Source organism: Bacillus sp. FSL R5-0712 (genome assembly GCF_038593285.1).
Lineage (GTDB): Bacteria > Bacillota > Bacilli > Bacillales > Bacillaceae > Bacillus > Bacillus safensis.
The window spans coordinates 3387101-3399101 of the sequence record NZ_CP151981.1 but is presented as its reverse complement, the minus strand read 5'-3'; the positions used below and the strand labels follow the sequence as shown (position 1 = coordinate 3399101).

Annotated in this window: 12 protein-coding genes; 5 read left to right on the top strand and 7 right to left on the bottom strand. The window is 42.4% G+C overall.

Annotated elements, in window-relative coordinates:
* Positions 1-124: 124 nt before the first annotated feature.
* Positions 125-535, bottom strand: coding sequence for a YwpF-like family protein (locus tag NSU11_RS17515; protein ID WP_024423692.1), 411 nt, complete (start codon positions 533-535; stop codon positions 125-127).
* A gap of 117 nt (positions 536-652) precedes the next feature.
* Between NSU11_RS17515 and NSU11_RS17510 the strand changes: the two genes are divergently transcribed.
* The 3 genes from NSU11_RS17510 (at position 653) to NSU11_RS17500 (ending at position 3218) form a co-directional block, all read left to right on the top strand.
* Complete coding sequence (locus NSU11_RS17510) at positions 653-1009, top strand: hypothetical protein (RefSeq protein ID WP_024423691.1); 357 nt, start codon at positions 653-655, stop codon at positions 1007-1009.
* Positions 1010-1415: 406 nt separating this feature from the next.
* Positions 1416-2276 carry a Cof-type HAD-IIB family hydrolase gene (locus NSU11_RS17505; RefSeq protein WP_024423690.1) on the top strand — a complete coding sequence of 287 codons (861 nt, stop codon included), beginning with the start codon at positions 1416-1418 and terminating at the stop codon, positions 2274-2276.
* A gap of 153 nt (positions 2277-2429) precedes the next feature.
* Positions 2430-3218 carry an STAS domain-containing protein gene (locus tag NSU11_RS17500; protein WP_029706346.1) on the top strand — a complete coding sequence of 263 codons (789 nt, stop codon included), beginning with the start codon at positions 2430-2432 and terminating at the stop codon, positions 3216-3218.
* Positions 3219-3288: 70 nt separating this feature from the next.
* On the opposite strand, the gene NSU11_RS17495 is transcribed toward NSU11_RS17500, so the two are convergent.
* Together NSU11_RS17495 and NSU11_RS17490 are read right to left on the bottom strand one after the other, a co-directional pair.
* Positions 3289-6066 (bottom strand): DEAD/DEAH box helicase, encoded by a 2778-nt coding sequence (locus tag NSU11_RS17495; protein ID WP_024423688.1) that lies wholly within the window; start codon positions 6064-6066, stop codon positions 3289-3291.
* Positions 6053-7660 carry an SWIM zinc finger family protein gene (locus tag NSU11_RS17490; protein ID WP_342493696.1) on the bottom strand — a complete coding sequence of 536 codons (1608 nt, stop codon included), beginning with the start codon at positions 7658-7660 and terminating at the stop codon, positions 6053-6055. The genes NSU11_RS17495 and NSU11_RS17490 overlap by 14 nt, the downstream gene beginning before the upstream one ends.
* A 186-nt stretch (positions 7661-7846) precedes the next feature.
* On the opposite strand from NSU11_RS17490, the gene NSU11_RS17485 reads away from it, so the two are divergent.
* Entirely contained in the window at positions 7847-7990 is a 144-nt protein-coding gene (locus tag NSU11_RS17485) for a hypothetical protein (RefSeq protein WP_003214884.1), read from the top strand.
* A 116-nt stretch (positions 7991-8106) separates the two neighbouring features.
* Positions 8107-9426 (top strand): UDP-glucose/GDP-mannose dehydrogenase family protein, encoded by a 1320-nt coding sequence (locus NSU11_RS17480; protein WP_342493695.1) that lies wholly within the window; start codon positions 8107-8109, stop codon positions 9424-9426.
* A gap of 33 nt (positions 9427-9459) precedes the next feature.
* On the opposite strand, the gene NSU11_RS17475 is transcribed toward NSU11_RS17480, so the two are convergent.
* The 4 genes from NSU11_RS17475 to budA all read right to left on the bottom strand — a co-directional run bounded on the left by NSU11_RS17475 (position 9460) and on the right by budA (position 11993).
* Positions 9460-9996 (bottom strand): chromate transporter, encoded by a 537-nt coding sequence (locus tag NSU11_RS17475; RefSeq protein ID WP_034624488.1) that lies wholly within the window; start codon positions 9994-9996, stop codon positions 9460-9462.
* The gene (locus NSU11_RS17470) at positions 9996-10577 is read right to left on the bottom strand and encodes a chromate transporter (protein WP_081372104.1); all 582 of its coding nucleotides are present in this window, start codon (positions 10575-10577) and stop codon (positions 9996-9998) included. The genes NSU11_RS17475 and NSU11_RS17470 overlap by 1 nt, the downstream gene beginning before the upstream one ends.
* A 16-nt stretch (positions 10578-10593) precedes the next feature.
* A complete protein-coding gene (locus NSU11_RS17465; RefSeq protein WP_024423684.1) occupies positions 10594-11070 on the bottom strand; it encodes an Lrp/AsnC family transcriptional regulator in 477 nt (158 codons plus the stop codon).
* A gap of 152 nt (positions 11071-11222) precedes the next feature.
* Entirely contained in the window at positions 11223-11993 is a 771-nt protein-coding gene (budA, locus tag NSU11_RS17460; RefSeq protein ID WP_024423683.1) for an acetolactate decarboxylase, read from the bottom strand.
* Positions 11994-12001: the final 8 nt, after the last annotated feature.

The following is a 12001-nucleotide window of genomic DNA, read 5'->3' as shown; positions in this document are numbered from 1 at the left end:
TCCAGTGCTCGCCCTTCCTAGACTTCAAAGGTTTTCAAACACGCTGAAAAGAAGACAAAGGGCTAAAATCAAGTTCATTTTAGCCCTTTGTCAACAATCTAAGAGCGGCTGATCCCGCTCTTTTTTATGTGTTTTGTTTAAAAGCATCCAGTAGTTTTTCTCCTGACAGCCCCTCTTTGACGAGGTCTTTTAATACTTCTTCAGTTTCTGTTCTGTAACGATTTGTAATCATTTTACCATCGAGTAATACAGAAATGTTTTCTTCTAAGGCAACGATGTTTTTGACTTGGACAGATAGATGAACAGGGCGGTTGTTTTCTTTAGTGATCGTTACAAGAATCTTCACTTCTGTGTGCTGCTGAAAGAGTACCTCAAACACCTGTCTATGTTTCTTTGGAATGAGTGCCTCAATCATCCAGTGATTTTCACCGTCTTCTTTATTAATGATTAAACCGTCACGAAGGGGAATGCTGGACATTTTATCTTGCTGTGGATCAAGTTCAATCTTTAAATCAATCAGCCTAAAGGTTTTCATATTTATCACCTCACAAGCGTTCATTATTCGTAAGTATTATTATAGCATACAACATCTGTATAAATGAAACCGCTGCCTGCTTAGAACTAGCTGCACATGAGTGAAAGGAGATGTTTTATGGAGTCCTATCAATTGAGAAACATTCATATTGGCGACGACAAGGCAAAGAGTGATATACGTGTTTATTCGTGGGGAGACATTCTTTCATTTTGTGATGTGTATATGGAAGAAGGAGAGTCACTCACGTTTCAATATGTCACCGAGGATCAAATGGACTGTTTTGAGTTTCAGCTGTCGATTCATGATGGCCGGCTTTGTTTTTATTGGTTTGCGTGGGACGGATCTGATTATATTCACATGCCTTCTAGTAATTGGATTCATTCAGATATTTTTTATCAATTTATGAAAAATAAGTATTTCATCAAACAAAACAAGATGATGTTTTATACGCAAGCCGTAAAAAACAGAAATTAATGAGGATATAGAGAATTTGAAGACCTATTTTGCTATTTTCCTGTTTTGTCACATACGGCCTTTCTCCGTAGACTAGGGGTAGCTGAAAGGAAAGGAGGCAAGTCCCAAATCAAAAGGTAACGTCTATCATCTGACAGCCCCCCTCTAGCTAAAGCTGATAGATGCTGCCTTGTTCATATGAACACTGCGTAATATAGAACCAATGCTTCTTTGTATAGGTCATGTGTCCCCTTGTGAATCCCCTATGTGTGTATCCGGTCATATTTGCGTGGCCGGATACCCTTTTATTCACTGTTTAACCGATCAGCTCTTGCAAATAGTGGATACTCATTTCATAATGATGATGGATTTTGTTAACGGTATGTCGGTTGAAAATAAAGACAAAAAGGAGAGAACGATGACAAACATTCAATTAATCGCAACGGATTTAGATGGAACTTTATTGAACAGTGAACACAAAGTGAGTCAGGAAAACGAGCAGGCATTAAAGGAAGCAGCTGCGAATGGAATTGAGGTTGTCGTGTCAACAGGGAGAGCGTATTTTGATGTGAGGTCTATTTTTGACCAGCTTGGTATGAATACATGGGTGATTAGTGCCAATGGAGCTGTGATTCATGATCCAACTGGACAAGTGTACCATTCAGCTGCTTTACAAGCAGAAAAGGCTAAACACATATTGTCATGGCTTGAAGAACGTGATTATTATTATGAAGTCTTTACAAACGAAGCCATTTTCACACCAAATCGCGGCAGAGAGCTTCTTGCGATTGAAATGGACCGTTTAAAAAGTGCAAATCCAGAAACGGATCAAAATGTTTTAAAACAAGCGGCAGAAGTTCAATACAGCCAGTCGGGTTTTTCTTATATTGATACATATAAAGAATTGTTTCGTGAGGATCGAAAGCTTTCATTTTACAACATCTTAGGTTTTTCTTTTTTTCAAGATAGATTGAAAGCCGGATGGGATATGTTTGGTAATGATTCAGATTTAACATTGGTCAGTTCGGCTGATCATAACTTTGAAATTGGTTCAAAGGACGCGTCTAAAGGGCAGGCATTAACAAGGCTGGCAGAAAGACTAGGTATTCCTTTAAGTAGGGCAGCGGCTGTAGGAGACAGTTTAAATGATGAATCAATGCTTCGAGCTGCTGGTGTTGGGGTTGCAATGGGGAATGCGAGACAGGATATAAAAGAAATCGCTGATCACGTGACGTTATCAAATGATGAACACGGAGTCGCGCATATGATCCGGCACCTTTTGAAATAGATGAATCAGATGTCGTGGTATAAATCACATAGGATGAAGCGCATTCTACAAAAGAGGAATTCAGAACCACTTCTATTTACACATGATGTGGAACATCATATAATTTAATTATGAATATAACCCGCTTGTAAGGAAAATAAGGAGAGTAAACGAATGGCGCTGGAATCTTATAAGTCCGAAAATCTGCATTTAATCAAGGAAGCCTTGGACTATACTCAGGTTGGCCTGACGGTGACGGACCCGTCTTTACCTGATAATCCTTTAATATATGTGAACAAGGGCTTTTTAGATATGACAGGCTATCAAGAAACCGAAGTATTGGGGAGGAATTGTCGTTTCCTTCAGGGAGATGAAACTGAACAAATCGCTCTCAAGCAAATTAGAACAGCCATTGAGAACAAAGAGGCTGTCACGGTTCAGCTGAAAAATTATAAAAAATCTGGACAAATGTTTTGGAACGAGTTAAGTGTCGCTCCTCTTTGGATTGACGAAAAGGAAGGAAAACGTCTTTATTTCGTTGGTCTGCAAAAGGATGTCACGAAAGAGAAGGAACAGCAGGAGCTTCTTGAGCAATCAATTGATGAAGTGCTGAATATTTCTGTCCCAATCGTTCCGGTGAAAGATGGTATCTCTGTGTTACCGATCATTGGTACGTTAACAGCGCCTAGATTTGATAAGATCATTTCAACGGTCTCCACCTATATCTCTCAATCCAAGGATGATTATTTTATTGTCGATCTGTCCGGATTATTAGAAGTGGATTCATTTGTGGCAGATGCGATCTTTAAGCTGAACGATTTGATTTTAATGACAGGTACTGAACTCATTGTGACAGGAATTAAACCGAATCTTGCAATGAAAATGGGAGAAATGAGAGAGGACTTCCGTGAATTAAATACGTATATGAATGTGAAATCTGCATTGAAAAAATTAAACATTTAGCATACGTTTATATGAAATGAAAAAAGAGGACTTTTCATTAAGTTTGAGAAAAGTCCTCTTTTTGCTGTGATTAAGATGATTGAGCGGCGGCACTTAAGGTAAATAAATCTTCTAGTTCGTTTGTCGATAGCTCTGTAATCCAGCTTTCACTTTGGATAATTTGATCATTTAATGTTTGTTTTGTTTCGAGCATTTGATCGATTTTTTCCTCGATTGTGCCCGTTGTGATCATCTTATGGACGTGAACAAATCGTTTTTGTCCAATCCGATAAGCTCGGTCTGTCGCTTGATTCTCCACAGCAGGATTCCACCATCTATCGTAGTGAATGACATGATTTGCGGCGGTTAGGTTGAGTCCTGTTCCTCCTGCTTTTAAAGAGAGAATTAAGATGTTGAATTCTTTCTTCTGGAAGCGGTCCACCATTTTGTCCCGCTCCTGTTTTGAGAGGCTGCCATTTAAAAATTGGACCGGTTCTCCAAACATCTTTTCTGCCAGTTGCTTGATCATGTTGCCCATTTCAATATACTGCGTAAATATGAGGCAGCTTTCTCCTTGCTCATGTATCGCTTTTAACAGCTCTGCGAGTTTATCCATTTTTAACGAGCGTTTCAGCAGTTTCACATCTGTTCCGCTCTCTTTTAAATAGAGCGCAGGGTGATCGCAAATCTGTTTGAGTCTGCCAAGCATACTTAAAATAATGGCTTTTCGCTGCATCCCTGTTAATGATGCCATGTGTTCAAATGTATCCTTCACGAGCTGTTCATATAAAGACGCCTGCTCAGCTGAGAGCGGAATGAATTCTTTTTCTTCGAGTTTTTCAGGCAGGTTTAGGGCAACCTCTTCATCTTGTTTTGTTCGTCTTAATAAAAATGGTTTGATCAGCTGCTGGAGCTGTTCAATTCTTTTTTCTTCACGGTCTTTTTCAATCGGAAGGACGAACTTTTTATGGAAGCTGGTCAGGCTGCCGAGATATCCTTTGTTGACGAAGTCGAATATGGACCAAAGCTCTGTCAAACGGTTTTCCATTGGTGTCCCGCTGAGGGCAATGTGATGTTGTCCTTTGAGCTGTCTAATCGCTCTCGATTGTTTCGTATGGGCGTTCTTGATGTTTTGGGCTTCGTCTAAGCAAATGGTATTCCACTTTGCTGCCGTTAATTCATCACGATCAGAATGTGAGAGTCCATAAGACGTTAGAACAATATCTGTTGACTCGTATGCTTTTGTGAAGTCCTCTCCCTGTGGACGCGATGGGCCATAATGCAGGGCAACCTTCAAATGTGGTGCGAATGTTTCGAGCTCTCGCTGCCAGTTTCCTAAAACAGAGGTCGGCGCAATGATGAGAGATGGAGCGGCATTTTGCTCCTGCTCCTTCAAATACGTGAAATACGCGATCATTTGAATCGTTTTTCCAAGTCCCATATCATCTGCTAAACAAGCCCCAAATCCATGAGATCTTAAAAATAAAAGCCAATTCACGCCATGCTGCTGATACGGACGCAGTGTGCCTTTGAAGGACTCACTCATTTCGTAAGAAGGCAGCTCGTGCGAATCATTTAATGAGTGGACAAGCCCTCTTAATTGCGATGAAAGTTCAAATTGAATATGGGCAAATGCTGAACTGTCTAGTAGTTCTGGAATCGATTCAGAGGAAGCTTCTTGATCTGCCAGTTCGCGTGACAAAATATCAGACATGTGAAGCCCTTCATTTTCGGCACGCTCCATCCACTTTTTCATTTGCTGAATGAAGGTCGGGTCTATTTTGATCCATTGTCCTCGAATGTTGACAAGGCGCCGTTTGCTTTGGACAAGCTCGTTGAACTCATCTTCTGTCAGTTCAATGCCGTTTGTAGCAAAGCGCCAATTAAAGTCCATTAATGCGTCCATTCCGACATGCGATTCGCCTCGCGGTGTAGAAGAAATCCTTGCTTTTAACATCATCGTGCTGTCTTTAACAATTTGCCACCATGATGGGAGCAGAATCTCAATGCCCATATTGACAAGTGTTTCACTTGCTTCAGATAGGAAGAGCCATGCTTCTTCTTCTGACATAAGTGTGGTGCCAGATGTGAAAGAAAGCCAAGGGACGATTTGACTGAATCGTTCCAGCTCTCTTGAAATTTTATCTTGATACGGATGCCAAGACCTTTTCAATGAACGAATGCCTTCAAAAAAGTGAAGGTCGCTGTTTTTCTTATCACGTAAAAACAATTCGATTTTCCAATCATCACCGTCAAAATCAGGCTCGTTTAAGCGCAAGCCGACAGTGAACGGCGTCTCGTCATCAATCCAGCCAATCGTCTCCAGGAAATCCTGCTCATCTAAAAAATGTCCTTGGAAGGATGAGAGCGCAGGCGATTGTGCAGTCATACGGTTCCATTTGTGCTGCAAGGCATCATCATACTGAATGTAATCCTGTACAGCAAAGGAGAACCAATCAGCCGTATAGCCATCTAATAGGCCTTCTTTGTCTTTAAATCGAAGTTCGCCTTTTGTCCACGCCTCGTAATCGGGAACGTAATCTTCGTCCTCGATGAATTCGTAAATGGTGGAGGCTGTCTTCATCAGTGGTTCCGTTTCATCCGTTAATGTCACATGACTAAACGTATTAAATGAATTTTTTCCTAGCAATTCAACGGTCATCCAAGGGCTTAACAGAAAGGCAGGAGTGCCAATAAAGCTGACATCTTCTAAAAATGTTCCGTAGAAAGAAGATTCGTGCCATTGGAAAAGCTGCCTCTTCATTTCATTAAGCGGAACAGGGTGTCCGTCCTCTGCTTGCGCTGAAATGGTGAAAGAGAAATCTTCAGTTTGTTCTGCATGAATGACAATTTGTTTATGGCGTGTCATCAATCAATTTTCCTTTCTTCATTTCCTCTTGGAACGCACGCAGCCGTTTTGTTGAATCTTGCAGCTGCTTTACATACCTTTCCCAGATCGCGGTTTTTTTCGTTTTATGATAAAGCGTGCGCAGTTTTTTCAGCATCTTCACAGACTCTCGATAAGCACTTCGATTCTTTTGATCGAGAAGCAGTGAGATTTCACGGTGGTACGATGGAATGAGGGCTTCTGGCTCCTCTTTTGCAATCTGTTTGATCAAATCCTTCTCCAGTTCACTAATGGAGAAACCAACAAGGCTGTGAATCTCAATCCATTCCGCATAACGCTGCTGTGCATACAAGAGCTGACTGTATTCTGTAAACGCATAGGGCATACAGATTTGGAGATAACGTTCATATAAATGATGATCCTTCGTCTGCTTAAAGTATGCATCTAAATAAAAGAAGAAATCACTGACAGCTCCCCGCAGTTCTCTGTAGGAAAGGTCGAGCTGGCAATATTCCTCTAATATATAGGTGATTTCATGATACCAGAGCTTGAGCCGCTTCCAGTCCTTTCGGTTTGTGAGATCCTTCAGCCAATTGAGCACATTTGGCAGCATATCCGCATTGAGCAGCTGTAATTGCTGAAAGAGGCTGTCGTCTTCTTTCAGTAAATAATCCATGTGCATCAGCCCGATGATACGTTCAACCGTTTGTTCTTTCTTCTGGGCGTTCTTTAGTAATTCTGTTTCTTTTTTGACCCATTTCCCTCTATTTAATATGGTGCCCCAAATCTCCATAAAGACCGCTACTCGTTCATGCTGGAAAGGTCCATTGATTTGAAGAAGTGTGCGAACGGCAGTTGGTGTGTTTTCAAGAAACGGATCGAGGGAAAAGGAAAGGGCGTATGTCTTCAAATGATCCACTGAATCGAAAATGGTGTTCATGAGCTGTTCTACATAGGGATTCATGGAATAAAAGTCTTTTTCGGCATCAAGCCGGCCGAGGTCGACGAGTTCATGAAGCCTCAGCCATACATCGATCGACGTATGAATCGCATACAAGCTCTTGAATTCAGGTGAAGCAGGTGCGTGTTTTTTTAGGATCGATAAATAGCCGTAATATAAATGCTGCGGTGTTTGCTGGTGCTTCGGTGTCCGTTTCAGCCAGAGGTTAAATTCCTCTTGGAAAAAAGTCAGCCAGCTTTGGAGTGATTGTTCGTCTGGGCGCTTCACTTGGAAGTGCTGGCGAATCAGTTCTTTGCTGCGCTGTAATTCATCCTTCTCTGACCAATTTTCTGTAAATCCGGTCACACTCTCTACTTGAGCGTATAGCGAAAAGAAGACAGCGAGAATGTGTTTGCAAAGTCCATCTGCTGGACATGAACAGCTGCTTCTCACTGGAAACAGCACATGAAGGTGGACCTTTGCTGCCACGACGTCATGTACATAAGCTGACCATTCGGTATCAGACTCTTGCTTGAGCCGATATACGCTGTCCTGTCTATAAGTAATCAATGCTTTTTTGATGAGTTGTTTGTTTTCATCTGTTGCAGGAAGAAGTTCTTTGATCTGTTCGGCTGTTTGTTTGATTTCTTCTTCGTTGATGTTGTGCTGAAGCATTTGATCCGCTCCTAACCAAGTAAAAGATTCCAATTCTTTTATTATAGCTCAATGGGGATTTATAAAAAAGTTTTTCATGAAAATGGTCATAAATTTCAAAAGCTGTCGAATGATGTAATAGAGTATTGCATAAACCAACCTTACAGCATATAATAATGAAATTAGTGGAATCGAAAGGATACAGACATGGATAATAAGGGTTTAAATCAAGAAGAATTTTTAAAGATTTTGATGTACGCTCATGATATTGGTGAAAATTCAAATGATGTCACAACAAAAGAAATGCTTGAAAATCTGATTGCTCATATTCGAAATGGTCTTGTTTCATAAAAGTAACCCCCTGCTAGTGATGGCAGGGGGTTTTTGTATGCTTTTAAGAATGGAATGAAAGCTCCCGGCATACGATGTCATTACAAGCATAAGGAGTATGGGGAGCTGATGGTGTCATGAATATTGCAATTGCAGGCTGTGGGTATGTGGGGCTTGTGACAGGTGTGTGTTTAGCGGAGGCAGGTCATGATGTGGCGTGTATTGATATTGACCGCCGAAAGGTCATGCAGCTGAAACAGGGAACCCCCCCAATGTATGAGCCCGGGTTAAAAGAGTTATTGAAACGCAACCTTGAGCAGGGACGAATTCATTTTCACATAAATGGAGCGGAAGTCTACCCGCGGGCTGATGTGTTAATGATTGCAGTCGGCACCCCGCAGCAGGCAGATGGCCAAGCTGACTTACAGTATGTGTTTCAGGCTGCAAAAGAGATGGGCTTAAAAGCAAAGTCAGGGGCGATTCTTGTGGTGAAAAGTACGGTGCCTGTCGGAACGGGTGATCAAATCGATCAATTGATCCATCAAGAATTAGGACGGAAGGAACCATTAGCGATTGCATCTAACCCAGAATTTTTACGGGAAGGCTCTGCCATTTCAGATACATTGAGGGCGGATCGGCTAGTGATTGGAGCTGAAACAAAAGCCGTATTAGACAAGTTAGAGGACATGTATGCTGATTTCCACCTTCCGTTGGTGAAAACAGACCGTAAAAGTGCTGAAATGATCAAGTACGCATCAAATGCATTTCTTGCGACAAAAATCAGCTTTATGAATGAGATTGCCTCCATTTGTGAAAAAACAGGGGCTGATGTTGAATGGGTGGCGCAGGGAATGGGGCTTGATCAGCGGATCGGTTCTTCCTTTCTCAGAGCGGGCATTGGCTATGGAGGTTCTTGTTTTCCAAAGGATACAAATGCCCTTGTCCAAATTGCAGGGCATGTGTCCCATGATTTTGAGCTGTTAAAGGCTGTCATCAAAGTAAATAATGAGCAGCGAGCAGGTTTTATCCGCAATATTCAGGAGCGGCTGGGGGCAGCTCTTGAAGGGAAGCGAATTGCGCTTCTTGGTCTGTCCTTTAAACCGAATACAGATGATATGAGGGAGGCGCCATCTATTCCGATCGCTCATGAGCTCCATCAATTAGGTGCGGAGCTTGTGGCATATGATCCTGTTGCTGCCCGGCATGCAGCTCGCGAGCTGCCGGATCAAGTCTTATTTGCTCAAACGATTGAGGAAGCGATCAAGGATGCCGATGCGGTCTGTCTATTAACAGAGTGGGCGGATATTCAGTCGTTTCCACTCGCTTCCTATAAGAAATGGATGAAGCGGCCGCTTATTTTCGATGGAAGAAACTGTCATACACTTGAAGCGGCAGAACAAGCGGGGGTCGAGTATCATTCGATTGGGCGCAGATCAGTTTCTCCAATTTATATGTAAAAGAAAACCGATAACAGTGAATGTTATCGGTTTTTATGAATGCGGCAGAATGAATCCGCCATATAAAAATGCAGCCACAATCAGAAAAGCAGGGTGCAGCTTGAATTTGGTCATCAAGAAAAAGGAGATCGCAGCAATGGCGAGCGATTGTGTCCAGCCGATGGCTTTCACTGCATCTCCGCCGATTTCCCATGTTAATAAAAGCATCATCATCGCAATGACAGGCTGAACGGATAAGGTCATGCCTTTTACGACGGGAGATTGACGAAAGCGGTTAATGAGCTTGAGCAATAAAATCAGCCCAACAGCGGACGGCAGGACAGTTGCAAGCAGTGCCACGATAAAGCCTGGCCAGCCCATGACGTCATAGCCGACATATGCTGCAATCTTCGTAGCGATTGGCCCCGGCAGTGCATTGGCTAAAGCCAGCATATTGGAGAATCCTTCGTTCGTCATCCAATGAAAATGATTGACGATTTCTTCATAATTGAGCGGGATGGATGCAGGGCCACCGCCATATCCTAATAGATTGGATAAAAAGAATGCCCAGAATAAAAAGAGAATCAGCATCATGAAGACACTCCTTTCTCTTTATTTGGCCGATTCCAGCGATTTTTCAGTTTAAAATGAAAGGCGCCATAAAGTAAAAAGATCATGACAATAATTCCTGGATGAATGGACAGCACTTGCAGCCCAATAAAGGCAAGAAGAAATAGAACGATCCCGAAGATCATGCCGAAGCCTTTCAGCGCTTTTTGTCCAAACTCATATGCCATGATACCTAACAGAACAGCAATGACAGGGGTCACAGCGCCAATCATATTTTGAATGATTTGTGAGGAGCTTAAAACGCTGACAAGTGTAACAAGGGCTACCATGGCGAGACATGTTGGTAAAATATGAGCAGCTGTGGCGACAATTGCGCCAGATACGCCCTTTAATCGATAGCCGAGGTATGCTGACATTTTCGTTGCGATTGGGCCTGGTAATGCATTGGCGATGGCGAGTGTTTCTCCGAATTCGTCATCGTTGATCCATTGGTATTTCACCACCGCTTCATGGCGAATAAGCGGTATGACGGAAGGGCCTCCGCCAAAACCGAGAATACCGGTTCGCACCATAGCGATAATGAGTTCGATATATGATTGCAAGTGGTTCAACTCCTGTCTACAATTTCATGCCCATGCGGCTTTTGTATCGTTTAATGAGCATTTGGCAGTCCACACTGACAACGCCTTCTAGCGGGTATAGCTTTTTTGTCAGGAAAGTCTCCATTTCCTGTTCATGTTGAAAAATGCCATGCATATGCAGCTTGCTTGGTCCTGTCATGTGGTAAAGGCTTGTGACAGCCGTTTCCTTTTCAAGCTGAAGGGCTACCGCTTCTAAAAATTTCGGCTCTACCTCTACATTAAAGAAGACAGAGACATGAATGCCGACCTTCGCGGGGTTAATTACAGCGGTGAATCGTTCAATGACCCCTGCTTCAACGAGCTGCTGAATGCGGGCTTGTACGGCAACACGTGACAGACCGACCTGTTTGCCGAGATCTGTATAAGACATGCGCCCGTCCTCGTGTAATAGGGATAAAATTTGTTTATCTCTTTCGTCTAATGTTAGGTTTGGAATGCTATAGTCTTTTGACACCGTATAACCACCTTTCTTCTGTTGATATTCTATCATATTTTATTACGAATAGAATGGATAATTTATCATTTGCTATCGAAACGAAAACATTGTATGCAAGAAATTATCTTTATGCATAAAAAAACACCCCGGAATCATCGGGGTGTCTTCATTTATTGATCCGGGCTGCTTTCTGCACTGGCAATTTGCTGTGCAAGATCAGCACGATCAATGTCTGCTTGGAAGAATTCCTGCGTATTTGGCAGGTGTAAATTCATATGGCGTTTTTGAGAAATGCGGATGGTGACTTGATCAACGGTGTAATCAAATACGTGTCCGCCAACACTTCGATCTTCATCAATAAAATGAAGATGATATCCACTCACCGCAATGCCATGTGCATACTGCGGTGTACGGAAGCCTGCGATCGTACCTTGAATATCCTCGAAGTCGAAAATAGGCTGAGACTTGACTGCTTCTACCATTGGAACGTAAGGTTTTTCCTGTTTTTCAACCGTACGTGTTTGAACCTTTTTGAATGATCCATCAATGCGGACCGCATAAAAGATATTTTTACTTGGTAAAATGCGATCGATTTCTTCTTCAAGTTCTTTGGACGTCATAGGTGCATCAATTCGATGAACGATATCTGTTTCAAAGAATGCTAGAGAGCAGAATGGTGAATAATCTTGATTGGTGACCGGTGTCGCTGTTCCGTCCGAGCGCAGCCGGTAGAATGCGCCGTCAAAGCCGATCAGTTCTCCATCTAATTGATTGAATGTACCGATGCCAAAATCACCGTGTTCAGGAATATGTGCGAGGGAGAAATCTCCATCATATACGGCTTCCAGCAGGGAGGTCATTGTCGATACTTGATAGACCTCTTGCTGTTTGTCATGCTGTCTTGTGTCATTCTGTTGATTCATTGGGTGCATCATACCCATAACCGCTC